A 16,425-nucleotide genomic window follows, 5' to 3' on the forward strand; every position below is an offset into this window, starting at 1 on the left:
CCAGGGGCCCCCCCCCCACGGGTCCCCCGAGAAGGAGTTTCGATGTCTGAGAGTGCGCAGGCTCGTGGCGAGGCCGAAGGCCGTCCCGCACCGGCGCCTGACTTCCGGTCCTCGCTCTCCGGAGAAGCCGACGGCACGGTCTCCGGAGGGGCCGCGGGCTCCGTGGCGCACATCGAGGCCGCTCCCTTGTCCGGAGCGGCCGAGGGGGCGGCCGAGGCCGCGCCCGGGCCCCGGATCACCGGTGCCCTGCACGAGCCCGCCGCCCCCCAGGCCCCGGAGGTGGCCCTGGACCGCCCGGGCAAGCCCGTCCTGGCGGGCGCCGCCATCGCGGGCCTGCTGCTGGTCGCCGCCCCCTTCGCCATGACGGCGGGGGTTCCCGGGATCACCCTGGACACGACGCCGCTCGCCTCGGGCGCGGACGGCACCGGCGGCCAGGCCTCGGGCACCGCCGAGTCGGGTGCCTCGACCGGCGGCGAGTCCGGGGCCGTCGCGGGACAGGCGGACACCGGGGCCGCACCCCCGCAGGGCGGCGCGCCCCAGGAGACCGGTTACGTCCCCGAGGTGAGCGGGGACGGGGCCTCGACCCCGACGATGCCCGACCCGGGCACCGCCGCCACCGGAGGGGGGAGCCCCGTGGAGACCGCCCCCGCGGCACAGGAGGTCCCGGACACGGCGGCCGCCGGCGTCCCGGAGACCGGGGGCGGCGCGGGCGAGGCGACCGCCGCCGGGGAACCGGGGACCGGGAGCGCCGCGACCGAGGGCGGTGACACGGCCACCGTTCCTTCCGCTGGCGAGGAAGGCGCGGACGGCACGGCCGGGGAGGACACGGCAGCCGGAGGGGACGAGGGCGCCGGGACCTCCGGGGAGGGTGAGACCGACGGAGCGGCCGGAGAGGGCACCGGCACCGGAGACAACGGCACCGGCACCGCCGCGGAGGAGATGAACGCCCCCCTCGCCGACACCACCGGGACCGGCGACACCGCGCGGGAGAGCGGGGCCGCCGGGAACGGCGACGGCGCCAACGGCGGGTCGGCGTCCGCCGACGCCCCGGCCGCCGATCCGCCCCCATCGGAGGGCGGGGGCTCCGTCCTGGAGAACGCGGTCGCGTCCACGGGCACCTCGGAGCCGGAGTCCTTCCTCGCCGTCGCGGGGCCCGGCTGCCAGGCCTCTCCCGGCGCCTCCTACGCGAACGAGGGGCGCTGGGACAGCGCCGAGGGCACCGCCAGCTGGGCCACCCGGCCCGGCGGGTACGCTCAGGAGGGCTGTGACGGCGGTTACGAGGCCCTTCCCGTCTCGGGCGACCCCGAACGGGGCAACGGCCAGTACGCCACCTGGACGTTCACTCCCGGGGAGGCGGGGGTCGCGTGCGAGCTCTACGTCCACGTGCCCGACGACGAGAGTCCGCTGTGGATCTCCCCCGGGGAGGCGAAGTACCAGCTCTTCTCCGGCCCCTCGTCCGAGGGGTCGCCCGTGGCGGTCTTCGGGATCGACCAGGCGGGGATCCGGGGCGGCTGGGTCCAGGTGACCGGGTTCACCTCCCCCACGGAGGAGTTCACCGTCCAGCTCACCAACGCGGGGACCGACGCCCTCGCGGACCAGGAGCACGCCAGCTCACACGTGGCCGCCTCGGCGGTGCGCGCGTCCTGCTCCTGACCCACCCCCGGCGGGGCGGCTCCGGCCGCACCGCCACCGCCCCTCCCCCGACTTAGGAAGACACCGATGACCAGGCAGCTCCTCACCGTCGACGCCGACGCTCAGGACGGGCACGCGACGATCACCGAGGCGGTCGAGGCCGCTGACAGCGGTGCCCTCATCACCATCGCCCCAGGCCGCTACGAGGAGAGCCTCGTCCTGCGCGACGTGGTCACCCTGATGGCCCGCGACGGCCTGGGCAGCGTGGAGATCACCACCGCCAGCGGCTGCGCCGTGGTCTCGGGCGCCGAGGCGGTCAAGCTGTCGGGGCTGGTCCTGCGCGGCCGCCACGCCGACTACCCCGCGGTGGACATCCCCCTCGGACAGCTGGAGATGGCCGACTGCGAGGTGGAGGGGGCCTCGTGGACCGCGGTGTCGGTGCGCGGCGGCGGCGCGCTCGCCATGCGCGACAGCCGTGTCACCTGCTCGGCGGGAGCGGGCGTGGTGATCACCTCCTCGGGGCCGAGCGTCATCGAGGACTGCGTGGTCGAGGAGGTCGACACCAGCGCCGTGGTCATCGGCGAGCAGGCCCGCCCCACGATCCGCTCCTGCGTGCTGCGCGACGCCGGGGGCAACGGCGTGTTCGCCAGCGGGCAGTCCGGGGGCACGATCCGCGACTGCGAGATCTCGGGGACCAAGAAGCCCGCGGTGGCGCTGGAGGAGGGCGCCGCCGCCTCGCTGCTGGGCACGCGCGTACACGACACCGAGGGCGACGGGCTGGTGGTGTCCAGCAGGTCGCGCCCGGTGGTCGAGGACTGCGTGTTCGAGGACGTGGGCGGGCGCGGCGTCGCCGTGCACAACGGGGCGGACCCGCAGGTGGCGCGGGTACGCGTGGCGCGTGCCAAGGGCGTGGCCATCCACCTGTCGGGCCGGGCCCGCGGTACCTTCACCGACTGCGAGGTGGAGGAGTCGGGCGGCGACGCCGTGCGCGCCGAGGAGCGCGCCTCCACCGCCTTCATCGGCCTGGTCGTGCTCCGCGGCCTGGGGCTGAGCCTGGGCGGCGACAGTGTCGTGGAGCTCGACCGCGGACTGGTCAGCGAGACCGCCGGTCCCGGCGTGGTGGTCGAGGAGTGCGCCCCGTTCCTGCGCGCGACCGCGATCACCGGGACCCGGGGCCAGGGCGTGGTGTTCGGCAGGGGCGGCCGCGGACGCCTGGAGGACGTGACGCTGGAGCGCACCGGCAAGAGCGCCGTGTCCGTGGACGAGGGCGGGGCGCCCCTGCTGACCGGCGTCCAGATCTCCGGGAGCCGCGACGCCGGGATCTCGGTGGGCTCGGGCGCGTCCGCCGACGTGCGCGACTGCGACGTGTCGGAGTGCACGGGCGACGGCATCGCCGTACGGGCCGGAGGCAGGGCGACGGTCCTGCGCACCCGGGTGTACAACGGCCGCCGCAACGGCGTGCTGGTGGCGGCCAAGGCGAGCGCCACGCTGCGGCGGTGCGAGGTGTTCGGCAACGGCGCCGACGGCATCCTCGTGCACTCCGCGGAGGACGTGGCGGTGGAGGACTGCTCGGTACGCGAGAACGGCCGCTCCGGGCTGCGCCAGACCGTCGCCAGTCAGAGCATGCGCACGGAGGAGCTGCTCAGCCGGGGCAACGGGGCCCCGGACGCGTTCGGCGACCTGGCCGGCGCGCCCGTCCCGATGCCGGAGGCCCCGCTCTCCGAGGAGGGGGACGGGGAGGCCGAGGAGGTCGGCCCCCTGATGGAACTGGACGCGCTGGTGGGCCTGGCCGGGGTCAAACACGAGGTCAAGACGCTCGTCACCCGCAACCAGATGGCCCAGCGCAGGGCGGAGATGGGCCTGCCCACGCCGCCCATGAGCCGCCACCTGGTCTTCGGCGGCGCGCCCGGTACGGGCAAGACCACCGTGGCGCGGCTGTACGGGCAGATCCTCGCCGAACTGGACGTGCTGCGCTACGGGCACGTGGTGGAGGTGGCCCGCGCCGACCTGGTCTCGCAGTACGTGGGCGGCACGGCGATCAAGACCACCGAGGTGTTCGAGCGGGCCAAGGGCGGCGTGCTGTTCGTCGACGAGGCCTACACGCTGGCGAACGGCAGCGAGGGCGGCGGCAGCGGCCCCGACTTCGGCCGGGAGGCCATCGACACCCTGGTCAAGCTCATGGAGGACCACCGCGACGAGGTCGTGGTGATCGTCGCGGGCTACACCGAGGAGATGCAGAACTTCCTCGACACCAACCCCGGCCTGGCCTCCCGGTTCAGCCGGACCATCGAGTTCGCCAACTACGCGCCGGAGGAGCTGACGGAGATCGTGCGCAACATGTGCGTCTCGCACAGCTACCGGATGGCGGAGGAGACCGAGGCGGCCCTGCTCGCCCACTTCGAGCGGGTGCCCAAGGGCCCGGCGTTCGGCAACGGCCGCGAGGCCCGCAAGCTGTTCGAGGAGATGATCGACCGCCAGGCGTTCCGGCTGGGCGGGACCATCCCCGACAGCCCGGACTCGCTCACCCTCCTGCTGCCCGAGGACCTCGGAGAGGCGGCCGAGGAGGAGCAGCTCGGCGGCACGGCGGACGGGATCGCTGCCCTGCGCGAGGAGCTCAACGCCATGGTGGGCCTGGCCAGCGTCAAGGAGACCGTCAACGACCTGGCCAACCTGCTGCTGATGTCGCAGCAGCGGCGCGCCATGGGACTCCAGGTGGCGGCGATGAGCCACCACCTGGTGTTCGCCGGTCCCCCCGGTACCGGTAAGACGACCGTGGCCCGTCTGTACGGCAAGCTCCTGCACGCCCTGGGGGTGCTGCGCGGCGACCACGTGGTGGAGGCGGCCCGCTCGGACCTGGTCGGGCGCTACGTCGGGCACACCGCCCAGCTGACCGCCGAGGTGTTCGAGCGGGCCAAGGGCGGCGTGCTGTTCGTGGACGAGGCCTACTCGCTGGCGCCGCGCGGGTCGGGCAACGACTTCGGCCAGGAGGCCATCGACACCCTGGTCAAGCTCATGGAGGACCACCGCGACGAGGCGGTGGTCATCGTCGCCGGGTACACCAACGAGATGCAGCGCTTCCTGGACTCCAACCCCGGTCTGGCCTCGCGGTTCAACCACCAGGTGGAGTTCCCCGACTACAGCGACGACGAGCTGGTCACCATCGTCGAGCGGATGGCGAAGGGGTCGGGGTACACCTGCGGCGAGCAGACGGTGACGGCCCTGCACGAGCACTTCTCGGGGGTGGTCCGCGACGTGAACTTCGGCAACGCCCGCTACGCGCGCCAGGTGCTGGAGCGGATGATCACCCGTCAGGCGGGCCGCCTGGTCAACGGCGTCCAGAACGCCACCAGGGAGGACTTCACCACCCTGCTGCCCGAGGACATCCCGACCCGCTGACACCCGCGGCCCGCGCGGGATGCTCGGTGTGGCGGGGCGGCTCCCTCCCGGAGGACGGCCCCGCGGCGTCCTCCGGGAGGGAGCCCGGTCACGGACTCAGCCGTGGCCGGGCGCGTGCCCGCCGACTTCCTCGCGCAGCTGTTCCAGCACCCCCGACAGCAACCGCGACACGTGCATCTGCGAGTACCCCAACCGGTCCGCGATCTCGGACTGGGTGTGGTCCCCGAAGAACCGCAACCGCAGGATCTCCCGCTCACGCGCGGGCAACCGCGCCAGCGCGGGCTTGAGCGACTCGCGCTCCACCACCCGCTCCAACGCCGCGTCCTCACTGCCCAGGTGGTCCTCCAGACGCGTCCCCTCCTGCCCCTCGGCGTCGGAGGAGTCCGGCGCGTCCAGCGACAGGGAGCGGTAGGACTCCGAGACCTGCGCCAACTCACTGACCTCGGCCTCGGGCAACCCCATCTCGTGGGCCAGCTCCGCGATCGTGGGCGTACGCGCGTGCTCCTGCTGGAACTCCCCCGTCACCCGGCGCAGCTTCACCCGGTTCTCCTGGTGGCGGCGCGGCACCCGCACCGCCCAGGTGTGGTCGCGGAAGTGCCGTTTGATCTCCCCCGTCACCGTGGGCAGCAGATAGGAGATGAAGGGCTTGCCGCGGGCCGGGTCGTAGCCGCGCACGGCCTTGACCAACCCCACCATCGCGGTCTGCCTCAGATCCTCCAACGGCTCACCGCGGCCCCCGTAGCGACGCGCGATCTTGTTGATCAACGGCTGGTAGAGCACGACCACCCGCTCACGCAGGTCGTCGGCCCTCGGGTCGTCGTCCGCGAGGTCACGCAGTTGGGAGATCAGCTCCTCGGGGCGGACCTCCCCGGCCTCCCGGACCTCTTCGGTCCCCGTGTCCTCGGGGACGGTGTCCTCGACCGGCCTGCGTGGTCTGGGGATCACGGGCAGTCGGTCGGTGACGGTCGTTGACGTGTGTGTTTCGGTGAGAGACGTGGACAAGAGGAAACCCCCCGGTGCTCTGTCCTGTGTGCTCATGTACCTGCCTGGGCAGGACACCGGCGGCGCGATCCCGCGCGTGACCCGCGGGGCCGGTGGCCCTGTGGCTGGCGGGACAGCCGCGATGCACAGACTAGGTTCCCTCAGGAACGGCTTCAAAAGCCGCGGATCCAAATTTTTGTTGCCATAAGACAATTATCTTGCAAAAAGCGGCAAAGTACCTCAAATTCGACACGGGACACCCGCTCGGCCCGCGACTCCGCTCCCCGTGCTCCCGAGGCACTGCGGCGCGCCTCCCCGCACAGGGGTGCCCACGCCGGTCGGATACACAGTCGCACGGTTCCGGGCGTCGGACGCGATCCGACACGTGCGGGCCGCCCCGGAAGGCCCCCGCGACACAGTCACCTTGGGCGCATCAATAAACACTGAGAGTGACACTAGGGTGGGCGTCATGACCGTTCCGAACCTGTCCCTGAACAACGGTGTCGAGATCCCGGCCCTCGGTTTCGGCGTCTACCAGACACCGCCCGAGCAGACCGTCTCCGCCGTCGAGACGGCCCTGGCGACCGGTTACCGGCACGTCGACACCGCGGCCGCCTACGGCAACGAGCGCGAGGTCGGGGAGGCGATCCGCCGCGCGGGCCTCGACCGCTCGGAGGTGTTCGTCGAGACCAAGGTCTGGATCAGCGACTACGGGTACGAGGAGACGCTGCACGCCTTCGACAAGAGCGCGGGCAAGCTCGGCGTCGACCGGATCGACCTGCTCATCCTCCACCAGGCCCTTCCCGGCGAGTTCGACCGCACCCTCGCGGCCTACAGGGCGCTGGAGAAGCTGCTGGCCGACGGCGTGGTGCGGGCGATCGGGGTCAGCAACTTCACGCCCCAGCACCTGCGGCGGCTCCTCGCCGAGACCGAAACCGTGCCCGCGGTGAACCAGATCGAGGTCCACCCCTACTTCCGGCAGTCCGACCTGCTCGCCTTCGACGCCGAGCACGGAATCCTCAACCAGGCCTGGTCGCCCATCGGCGGCATCACCTTCTACCGCGACGGGAGCAGGGGCTCCACGCTCCAGGACCCGGTCATCGGCGAGATCGCCCGGGCGCACGGTAGGACACCCGCCCAGGTGATGCTGCGCTGGCACCTCCAGCAGGACCGGCAGGTGATCCCCAAGTCGGTGACGCCCTCGCGGATCGCGGAGAACTTCGACGTGTTCGACTTCGAGCTCACCGCCGACCAGCTCGCCGCCGTCGACGCGCTCGACACCGGGGTACGCGGCGGGCCGGAGCCGGAGGACATCACCCGGGAGAACGCCTGGATCGACGTTCCGGAGGCCTGAGGACGCCGAGGTCCCGGCGCGCGGGCCCGGGAGGACCGGGAGCCCGGGTCTACCTCGGGGTCAGCGGGCTGGCCAGGAGCAGCCCGGCTCCCGTGGCCGTGCCCGCGCCGACACCGTCCAGGCACAGTTCCTGGAGCGCCTCGCTGTCGCGCACCACGGCCTCACCGGTGAAGTGGTACCGCGCGGGCCTGCCGCCCAGGTGCTTCCACTTCACCGAGGTGACGTCCAGCGCGCCCGCGAACTTGCCGTCCAGCCAGCCCTCGAACTCCTCCTCCGGAAGAGGGACCCGCTTGCCGCGCGGGCGCGTCCCCTCACCGGCGGGCTCCGCCCCGCGCTGCGCGGTGGGCGCCGTGATGAGCTCCCAGCGGACGGTCTCGCCCTCGGAGTACCGCGGCATCGGGTGGATCGCGGCGGATGTCGCGCCGGGGACCTTGCCCCAGGCGGGGGCGGTGTCGGAGCTGACCACCAGCGTGCTCGGCGAGGTGCGCGCCCACAGCACGCGGGCGTCGGACTCGGGGTCGGGGTCGACCGCACTGCGCACGGCCTGCCCCATGACCGCCCACTGGTCCATCCGGGCACTGCGCTTGGGGTCGAGGTTGATGCGGGACAGGTACAAGGAGTTCCCCTCCGGGGCGTCCCCGCCGGAGCGGGGGTTCGTGTTCGTTTTCGGTCGCGGGCCGTCGAGGATCACCTCCGCCCGGGACGGAGTTCCCACTGTACGAGGCACTGGGCCCCGGGTCGGCCCTTCCTGGTCCGTGCGCACCCCGGCGCCGAGGGGGCGGACGCGGCGGACTGAGCGGACGCCGGAGCACGCCGGTACCGGCCGAGGTCGTGGACGACATCCTCAACGACGTGGGCTGACGGCCCACCTGAGCCCGGTTCGACCCCACCCGAACCCCACCGAAGACGCAGAGAGAGGCCCGCCCTGGGCGGGCCCATCATCGAGAACCGCGCGAATGCCGTCTGGACCTCGCTGATGCTCGGCCCCACCCAGGTCACCACGGCACTCGTGGAGGAACCGGTAGTTGTCGGCCTCCTGGTGGTGCTGCTCACCGCCGCCCGGCGCCCGGTGTGGGAGGTCTACACCGCCGCGGTTCTGGCCAAGGTCGCCTATCACCTCGCCTACGGACTGCCCGTGCTCGCGCTGGTCCCGGCAGCGCTGGTCATCGTGTTGCTCTACCACCGGACCGGTCGGCTGTGGCCGGTGATCCTCGCCCACGCCGCCTACAACCTCTGCTTCTCCGCGCTCGTCATCGGCTGGCCCACGATCTTCGGCTGACCCCTGTCAACCGCGGGGCTCCTCCGTCCTTCCCCTGGAGAAAGACCCGCGTCGCGGTCCCGCCTCACACCGAGGCGGGACCGCGTCCCACAACCGACCAGCCGGGGCCAGGTGACCTCTGCCATGTCCCCACCACAACAGGAACACGATGAGCACACGCCCACACGATGACTTGACCGGTGCCCCCACCCAGGTCCAGCACATGGCCGCCCTTGGTCACCGCCGCAACATCACAACCACCGTCACCAAGGACCAGGGTGTTTATCACGTCACCATCTCCTCCACCGAGCACGACCGGCGCATCGAAGTGCGCTTGGTCCGCCGCGGACGCCGCTGGGTCAACGACCACGTTGCACTCTACGAAGGCGATACCGAGGTAGATCTTGAGGGAGGCATCGCGGGAATGCTGCGCGCCCTGAGCCAGTCCGGTGACCTGGTCGGCTCCCCGACCGCGAACACCCGCCACCAAGGCACCAACCCGACCCTGACGACCCGATCACACACCATCATCCGTGTCTAAACCACAACCGTGTCCCTCCTCTGTGACGCGGTTAGTGCTCGATGACCCGCAGGTAGTCCTCGGTGAGGCGCTCCCCGGCGGGCGGGGTGAGGCCGTCGAGCTTGGCGAGCTGCTCGTCGGTCAGCTCGACACCGTCGGCAGCCGCGTTCTCCTCCAGGTAAGCCACCTTCTCGACCCCGGGAATCGGGACGATGTTGTCGCCCTGGGCCAGCAGCCAGGCCAGCGAGACCTGTGCCGGGGTCGCCCCGGCCTCCGCCGCGACCGCCTCCACCTCGTCGACGAGGCGCAGGTTGCGCTGGAAGTTCTCCTCGGTGAAGCGCGGGTTGGTGGTGCGGAAGTCGCCTTCGTCGAACCAGTCGGTCGAGCGGATTCTGCCGGTCAGCATGCCGTGTCCGAGCGGGGCCCACGGTACGAAACCGATACCGAGCTCCTGGGCGAGCGGCAGCACCTTGCCCTCGGCGAACCGCTCCCACAGGGAGTACTCGGTCTGGAGCGCGGCCACGGGGTGCACCGCGTGAGCGCGGCGGACGGTGTCGGCACCCACCTCGGACAGGCCGTAGGCGCGGATCTTGCCCTCCTCCATCAGCTCCACCAGGACGCCGACCGTTTCCTCAATGGGAGTGTCCGGGTCCAGGCGGTGCTGGTAGTACAGGTCGATGCGGTCCGTGCCGAGCCGCCGGAGAGAGCCCTCGACCGCGGTCCGGACGCTCTCAGGGCTACTGTCCAGGGCTCCTTCGCCACGGCCCGAGTACGAGATGAAGCCGAACTTGGTGGCCAGCACGGCCTCGTCCCGCCTGCCCTTGAGCGCGCGGCCGACGATCTCCTCGTTGGTGTACTGACCGTAGACCTCGGCGGTGTCGATGAGGTTCACTCCCATCTCCAGAGCCCGGTGGACGGTGCGGATCGACTCGCTCTCGTCCTTCCCGGCTCCGGTGTACAGGGCATCGCTCATGGGCATGGCGCCCAGGCCGATGCGCGAGACCCTCAGGTCACCCAACGTGCTGTGCTTCATGGTGCTGCTCCGTTGTCGTGCTCGTGCGGACGGGCTGCTCCGACTTCCGGAACCCGTCCCGGGGCACGCCTGCACGCCCGCGACGGTCCGCCCGTGGACTGCGCGACGCCCCCGGCAGCCGGGTTCGCGTCGCTGGTGTCCAGCGTGCTGGGTTTTCGGCTGATGTGGCAGACCGCGCTGTTCCAGGGAGTCGCCAGCGGGGGCATGACACGTCCCCTCACGCACGTAAAGAACCAGGACACGTCAAAAAGCATTCATGGTCTTGGCGCTGCGCACCACGTCAGTGCGTCCAGAGGCATGCGGAAGTGCCCGAAGGGCGCCCGCAGAGGGCCGGGGGCCCGGACTGTGGTCCGCCCCGGGAACTGAGCGGCGGCCGTCGTACCGGTGGACTCCCGAACGGCCGTTGCCCCCAGGGGCGTTGCCTCCGGACGCGACCTCTCGGCCAGCCGAGGCCTCGGGAAGGTCGGACCTACTCCTCCCGCTGTGTGGCACGCTCTCCGGACGCGGGAGCGCCGGTCCAGCTGGCGAGGATCCTGAGGGCCTCGGCGGAGGAGGAGTCGGGTTCGGGGGTGTAGATGACCAGGGTCTGGTCGGGGTCGCCCTCTACGGCCAGGACCACGTAGTCGAGGCTGAGTTCGCCCACGAGCGGGTGGTGGAGGCGTTTGGTGCCGCTGGTGTGCGCCAGGACGTCGTGGTCGGCCCACATGCGGCGGAAGGTGTCGCTGTGCACGGACAGCTCCCCAATCAGTTCGGTGAGCTGGGGGTCGTCGGGGTGGCGTCCTGCGTACAGGCGCAACAGGGCCACGCAGTCGCCGGCGATGCGTTCCCAGTCGACATAGAGCGTGCGGGCGGCCTCGTCGAGGAAGACGAAGCGCGCGAAGTTGCGCTCGCGGCGGGGCCGGGCCTCGAAATCGATGAAGAGCGCGGAGGCGAGCCGGTTGGCGGCCAGCACGTCCGTGCGCCGGCCCTCGACCACCGCGGGAACGCTGAGGGCCTCCAGGGCTTGGTACAGGACCGGACGGACCCTCTGCGGGGCGAGCGGGCGTTTGCGGCGGGCCCGGGTCACCGTGGGTTGGGTGAGGTCGAACAGGTGGGCGCGTTCGGTCTCATCCAGACGCAGGGCGCGGGCCACAGCCTCCAGAACGCTGGTGGAGACGCCCTTGGCCTGGCCCCGCTCCAGGCGGATGTAGTAGTCGACGCTGACCCCGGCGAGCTGGGCGACCTCCTCGCGGCGCAGCCCCGGCACCCGGCGGGCGCCCTGGTGCGGGGCGAGGCCGGTCTGTTCGGGTGTGATCCGGGCCCGGCGGGTGCGCAGGAACTCACGGATCTCGGCGCTGCGGTCCATGAGTCCACCGTATGCGCCGCCCCCGCTCATGTGCGGCACGTAAAGGGGTACTGGCGGACCCCTGGACGAACCGTGCCTTCTCGGGGTCCTCCGGCCGGGCTCGCCGGTGGTTGTCTGAATGGCAGGGCTTACCGCCCTGGTCAGGGCCCGTGTCCTGGATTTGCGGAACGGATCCGTTCGTCCCGCCCGGACGTCCACCGGGTGGATGCCGCCGAGGGGGCGGCCCGCTTCCCCGACGGCACCGCGCGACCTGACCGCACACCACCGGGCGCCGGACACGACGCCCGGAAGGGAAGGGAAATCCGCCATGAGCAAGGTCATCTTCGTCACCGGCGCCGGGCGCGGTCTGGGCACCGACATCGTCCACCAGGCCCTGGATGCCGGCCACCAGGTCGTCGCCACCGGCCGCCGCCCCCGGGACGTGGAGGAGACACTGGGCGGACCGCAGGAGAACCTGCTGGTCACCCGGTTGGACATCACCGACCTGGAGCAGGCCGAGGCGGCCGCGCAGGCGGCCGTCGACCGCTTCGGCCGCATCGACGTCCTGGTCAACAACGCCGGTCTGTTCTACGCCGGGTTCTTCGAGGAGATCAGCCCGGCGCAGTTCCGTCAGCAGATCGAGACCAACGTCTTCGGCACGATGAACGTCACCCGCGCGGTCCTGCCCGTGATGCGCCGACAGCGCGGCGGACACGTGATCACCCTCAGTTCGGTGGCCGGCCTGGTGGGCCAGGAGTTCGTCGCCGCCTACTGCGCGTCGAAGTTCGCGGTCGAGGGCTGGATGGAGTCCCTGCGGTTCGATCTCGCACCCTTCGGGATCGACACGACCATCGTCGACCCGGGGTTCTTCCGCACCGAACTGCTCGTCGAGGGCTCCTCGACGATCTGGCCGGAGTTGTCCATCGACGACTACGCCGAGCGCACCGCAGAGACGATCCAGGTGTGGAAGGGCATGAACGGCCGGCAGAGCGGCGATCCCGCCAGGCTCGCCCGGGCCCTGGTGACCATCGCCGAGCAGGAGCAGCCGCCGCTGCGCTTCGTCGCCGGAGCCGACGCCATCGAGGGCGCCCAGGCCAAGGCCCAGGAACTGTCGGCGCAGGCCCAGGCCTCCCGCGCACTGGGCGGAAACCTCGCCCATGACGACGCCTGACCTCACGGTCCTCGGCGCGCCGCAGGAGCACCGCACGCTCCGCGAGCCGACCCACTCCGTCTGATCCGTTCCGCGCGAGGACGTGGTGGGAACCCGGATTCCCTCGCCGTCCCGCCGCGGTCACCCGCGCTGTGTGATCCACACGCTCGTGCCCGCGCACCGAAAAGGAAGAGTTCATGACCAAGAAGCTCACCGGTACCGTCGCGATCGTCACCGGCGCCAGCAGCGGCATCGGCCACGCCACCGCCCTGGAACTGGCTAGTCAGGGGGCGTCCGTGGCCCTCGTCGCCCGCCGCCGGGACCGCCTGGAGACGCTGGCCGCCGAGGTCCAGAAGGCCGGCGGCACCGCCCAGGTCATGCCGACCGACATCACCGACCGGGACCAGGCCGAGACCGCCGTCAACGCGACCGTCGAGCGCTTCGGGCGCCTGGACATCCTCGTCAACAACGCCGGGCTCATGATCCTCGGGCCCTTCGCGGACGCCGACGTCGCCGACTTCGACCGCATGATCGCGGTCAACCAGCAGAGCCTGCTCTACATGACCAAGGCCGCCCTCCCGCACCTGCGCAGGGCCGCAGAACAGGGACCCCGCGACGTCGCCGACATCGTCAACGTCTCCTCCATCGCCGGCCGCGTCGCCTGGGCGGGGTTCGGCGCCTACAACATGACCAAGTTCGGCGTGAACGGGTTCACCGAGGCACTGCGCCAGGAGGTCACGCAGAGCCACGTGCGCGTGGGCGTCATCGAGCCTGGCGCCGTGGACACCGAGCTCCAGTCGCACAACACCGAGGAGATCCAGAACGGGATCGCCGCGTTCCCCGCCGACAAGGAGATGCTGGAGGCCGGGGACATCGCTGACGGTGTCCTCTACATGGTCACCCGGCGCCGCCGCACCTCCATCGGTGAGCTGTGGATCATGCCCACCGACCAGGTCTGACTCCACCCCACACGGGCTGGTGTGCTTGTGGCGGCCGGGGTGCGCGCCCCGGCCGCCACCGGTGGACGGAAGGCCGCACCGGCCAGCGGGAAACGGCGACGGCGCCCCCGCGCCGACGGGAGCCGTGACGACCCGTCCGCGGACACGTCACAGCTCCCGTTCCTCGGGGCTACTGCACCGACCAGCCGCCGTCGGAGGGCAGCACGGCACCATTGACGTTGACGCCGTCGTCGCTGAGCAGGAACGTGATCGACGCGGCGAGCTGCGCGGGCATGGCGATCGGGGGGATGAGGGCGATGAACTCGCCGACACGGCTCTGCCCGAACTCCGAGGCACCCGCCGGACCGGCCATGCCGGTGGCCACGCCGCCGGGCGCCACGGCGTTGACGCGGATGCCGTGAGGGCCGTACATGAACGCCGAGCTGCGGGTGATCCCCACGACGGCGTGCTTGGAGGCGGTGTAGGCCGCCCCGGAGGTGGAGCCCTTCAGGGCCGCCTCCGAGGCCACGTTGACGATCGAGCCCCGGCTCGCCTCCAGCATCGCCGGGACCACGGCCCGGGTGAGCCGGAACAGCCCGTCGACGTTGACGGCGAAGACCCGCTCCCACAGCTCGTCGGAGACCTCGTGGATCGGTGAGAAGTCGTCGCCGATACCGGCGACGTTGGCCAGCCCGTCGATACGCGGCCCGGCCTGCTCCATGATGCGGGCGATGTCGTCGGCCTCGGTCAGGTCGGCCGTCACCGGGACGACGTCGCCGCCGGACAGCTCCGCGGCCAGGCTCTCCAGGCCCGCGGCGGAGATGTCGACGGCGACGACGCGTCCGCCCTCGCGGGCGACACGGGACGCGGTGGCGCGACCGATCCCCGACGCGGCGCCGGTGATGATCACTGTGCGGTCCGCGAACCGCCCGGCCACGGCGCGCTCACGCCAGCGGGACGCGTCGGCCGCCTCCGGGATGACGCCGCCGTTGACCCGCCTGACGAGGCCGTCGATGACGTCCTGGCCCAGCGCTCCCTGGCTGAGCTCGACGAGGTGCTGGAGTGGAAGGTTGCGGATGGGGGCGAAGGACTGCTCGCCGACCCCGAACTCGGTGAGCAGCCCGGACAGGGCGGCCTTACCCTCGGGGCGGGCCAGCCATTCGCCGATCGAGCTGTCCGCGGTCAGCGGTGTTTCGTCGTTGCTCATGTCTTCTCCTTGATGCTGGGACCCTGAGGTCGACCAGGTGAATCCTTCTTGGTTGGCCGGGCGGCCCGGCGGGGCCGGATGTGACGGGTGATTCCCCGCGGTGGTTCGGCCCGGGCACGTCATCAGTGCCCGGCCGCGAGCTTGACGGCGATGACGATCCCGCCGATGAGCAGGTTGGCCACTCCGCTGACAACGGCCGCGAAGGCGCCCGCTCCCATGCGCTTGCCCGACACGCAGCCCCACAGGAACATCGCCGCGGCGCCCACCGCGACCGAGACGTGGAGCGCGGTCGTGAGGGGGAGGACGTGGAGTGCGGACAGACCCACGAACACCAGGGGGCCCGCGCCCGCCGTCATCAGAGGGCTGGTGGAGGACAGCATGTGGCGGAGCTCGGCCCCGGGCATCATGCGCCCCTGGGCGATCCGGTATGCCTGTATCTCCGCGGAGAGCGTCGCCAGCCACAGACCGAGCGAGGTCCCGACCACGGACAGGGTGACCGACAGATGGGTGGCCGAGCCGGACAGTGCCAGCCCGAGCGTGACCGCGATGATCGTCAGCTCCGCGTAGATCCGTTCCTTGAGGCGCCCGGCGATCCGCGAGATGTCGCGGAGGTCGGCGCTGTCTCCAACGGGTTCGGTCACCATGTGTCGCCTTAGAGGATGAAAGAACTCTGCTCGCCGCCACGCCCGCCGATCGGCCGTGTGGCGCCACCTGTGCGGTCCCCGGTGTTCCGGCCCGGGTCGGTCCGCGCCGTCTCGGGGCCCCGGCCCCTGACGGCCTGCGCAGGACTCGTCCGCGGTCCCGCGCAGGCCGCTCGGATCGGATACCTGGCCGAGCCCGTGTCGGGCTCGGCCGGGATCCGTCCCTCACATGTAGTAGCCGCCGTTGACGCCGATGGTCTGGCCGGTGACGTAACCGGCGCCATCGGAGCACAGGAACGCGCAGGTGGCCGCGATCTCCTCGACCGTGCCCGCCCGGCGCAGGGGCATCCGGGCTCCGGCTGCCTCGACGTTGAGGCTGCCCTCCCTCTCGGACTGGCGTGCCATGGGCGTGTCGATGATCCCGGGCGGGACCGTGTTGACGGTGATGCCGTCGGGGCCGAGCTCGAAGGCCAGCGCCTTGGTCAGGGAGATGACCCCGCCCTTGGCCGCGGCGTAGTGGGCCCTGTTGGGTGCGCCGGACTGCGCGCTGGCCGAGGAGATCGTAACGATCCGCCCCCAACCGGCGGCCCGCATGTCCGGGACCACCGACTGCACGCAGTGGAACGTGCCGGTGAGGTTGACGGCCAGGACGCGATCCCACTCGCGCGGCGTGATGTCGGTGACCGGCATGAAACCCTCTACGCCAGCGGAAGTAACCATGATCTGGATCGGGCCGAGTTCCTCGCGCACGGCGTGTACGGCGGCGTCGACCCGGTCGCGGTCGGTGACGTCGACCTCCCGGGCCAGCGTTTCGGCGCCCAGTTCCCCGGCGGCCTTGCGTACCGCGTCGCCCTGTCGGTCGAACAGGGCGACGCGGTGCCCCTGCTCGGCGAGACGCCGGGCGATGGCGAGCCCCATACCGGAGGCCGCGCCGGTGACCACGGCCACCCGGCCGGTCTCCGCGCGCTTCGTGTCCGAGCCGCTCATCGTG

General features: G+C 71.7%; 14 protein-coding genes. 7 read left to right on the forward strand and 7 right to left on the reverse strand.

The features are described 5' to 3' along the window. Positions 1 to 42 precede the first annotated feature (42 nt). Both ACSIH6_RS37885 and ACSIH6_RS37890 read left to right on the forward strand, forming a co-directional pair. On the forward strand, positions 43 to 1,653 hold the full coding sequence (locus ACSIH6_RS37885; RefSeq protein WP_435113439.1) for a hypothetical protein: 1,611 nt from the start codon (positions 43 to 45) through the stop codon (positions 1,651 to 1,653). Between the two features lie 66 nt (positions 1,654 to 1,719). Beyond that, complete coding sequence (locus tag ACSIH6_RS37890; RefSeq protein WP_435113441.1) at positions 1,720 to 5,028, forward strand: right-handed parallel beta-helix repeat-containing protein; 3,309 nt, start codon at positions 1,720 to 1,722, stop codon at positions 5,026 to 5,028. A 96-nt stretch (positions 5,029 to 5,124) separates the two neighbouring features. On the opposite strand, the gene ACSIH6_RS37895 is transcribed toward ACSIH6_RS37890, so the two are convergent. After that, positions 5,125 to 5,973 carry a SigB/SigF/SigG family RNA polymerase sigma factor gene (locus tag ACSIH6_RS37895; RefSeq protein WP_435113443.1) on the reverse strand — a complete coding sequence of 283 codons (849 nt, stop codon included), beginning with the start codon at positions 5,971 to 5,973 and terminating at the stop codon, positions 5,125 to 5,127. Positions 5,974 to 6,478: 505 nt separating this feature from the next. Between ACSIH6_RS37895 and ACSIH6_RS37900 the strand changes: the two genes are divergently transcribed. After that, entirely contained in the window at positions 6,479 to 7,363 is an 885-nt protein-coding gene (locus ACSIH6_RS37900; protein ID WP_435113445.1) for an aldo/keto reductase, read from the forward strand. Positions 7,364 to 7,412: 49 nt separating this feature from the next. Here ACSIH6_RS37900 and ACSIH6_RS37905 read toward each other — a convergent pair whose 3' ends face one another. Beyond that, positions 7,413 to 7,979 carry a type I-E CRISPR-associated protein Cas6/Cse3/CasE gene (locus tag ACSIH6_RS37905; RefSeq protein ID WP_435113447.1) on the reverse strand — a complete coding sequence of 189 codons (567 nt, stop codon included), beginning with the start codon at positions 7,977 to 7,979 and terminating at the stop codon, positions 7,413 to 7,415. 360 nt (positions 7,980 to 8,339) lie between these two features. Here ACSIH6_RS37905 and ACSIH6_RS37910 point away from each other — a divergent pair, with 360 nt between their 5' ends. Together ACSIH6_RS37910 and ACSIH6_RS37915 are read left to right on the forward strand one after the other, a co-directional pair. Then, entirely contained in the window at positions 8,340 to 8,642 is a 303-nt protein-coding gene (locus tag ACSIH6_RS37910) for a CPBP family glutamic-type intramembrane protease (protein WP_435113449.1), read from the forward strand. A gap of 148 nt (positions 8,643 to 8,790) precedes the next feature. Next, positions 8,791 to 9,162 carry a hypothetical protein gene (locus ACSIH6_RS37915; protein WP_435113451.1) on the forward strand — a complete coding sequence of 124 codons (372 nt, stop codon included), beginning with the start codon at positions 8,791 to 8,793 and terminating at the stop codon, positions 9,160 to 9,162. Positions 9,163 to 9,193: 31 nt separating this feature from the next. On the opposite strand, the gene ACSIH6_RS37920 is transcribed toward ACSIH6_RS37915, so the two are convergent. Both ACSIH6_RS37920 and ACSIH6_RS37925 read right to left on the reverse strand, forming a co-directional pair. Further along, a complete protein-coding gene (locus ACSIH6_RS37920; RefSeq protein ID WP_435113453.1) occupies positions 9,194 to 10,174 on the reverse strand; it encodes an aldo/keto reductase in 981 nt (326 codons plus the stop codon). A gap of 469 nt (positions 10,175 to 10,643) precedes the next feature. Then, entirely contained in the window at positions 10,644 to 11,519 is an 876-nt protein-coding gene (locus ACSIH6_RS37925; RefSeq protein ID WP_435113455.1) for a helix-turn-helix domain-containing protein, read from the reverse strand. A gap of 307 nt (positions 11,520 to 11,826) precedes the next feature. On the opposite strand from ACSIH6_RS37925, the gene ACSIH6_RS37930 reads away from it, so the two are divergent. Together ACSIH6_RS37930 and ACSIH6_RS37935 are read left to right on the forward strand one after the other, a co-directional pair. Then, complete coding sequence (locus ACSIH6_RS37930) at positions 11,827 to 12,669, forward strand: SDR family oxidoreductase (protein ID WP_435113457.1); 843 nt, start codon at positions 11,827 to 11,829, stop codon at positions 12,667 to 12,669. Between the two features lie 176 nt (positions 12,670 to 12,845). Beyond that, on the forward strand, positions 12,846 to 13,607 hold the full coding sequence (locus ACSIH6_RS37935) for an SDR family NAD(P)-dependent oxidoreductase (protein ID WP_435113459.1): 762 nt from the start codon (positions 12,846 to 12,848) through the stop codon (positions 13,605 to 13,607). Positions 13,608 to 13,776: 169 nt separating this feature from the next. Here ACSIH6_RS37935 and ACSIH6_RS37940 read toward each other — a convergent pair whose 3' ends face one another. The 3 genes from ACSIH6_RS37940 to ACSIH6_RS37950 form a co-directional block, all read right to left on the reverse strand. Further along, on the reverse strand, positions 13,777 to 14,793 hold the full coding sequence (locus tag ACSIH6_RS37940) for an SDR family NAD(P)-dependent oxidoreductase (RefSeq protein ID WP_435113461.1): 1,017 nt from the start codon (positions 14,791 to 14,793) through the stop codon (positions 13,777 to 13,779). Positions 14,794 to 14,915: 122 nt separating this feature from the next. Beyond that, on the reverse strand, positions 14,916 to 15,437 hold the full coding sequence (locus ACSIH6_RS37945) for a hypothetical protein (RefSeq protein ID WP_435113463.1): 522 nt from the start codon (positions 15,435 to 15,437) through the stop codon (positions 14,916 to 14,918). A gap of 222 nt (positions 15,438 to 15,659) precedes the next feature. Beyond that, positions 15,660 to 16,425: SDR family NAD(P)-dependent oxidoreductase (locus ACSIH6_RS37950; protein WP_435113465.1), on the reverse strand; the 766-nt coding region annotated here is incomplete at its 5' end.

The organism is Nocardiopsis synnemataformans (assembly GCF_965343085.1).
GTDB lineage: Bacteria > Actinomycetota > Actinomycetes > Streptosporangiales > Streptosporangiaceae > Nocardiopsis > Nocardiopsis alborubida.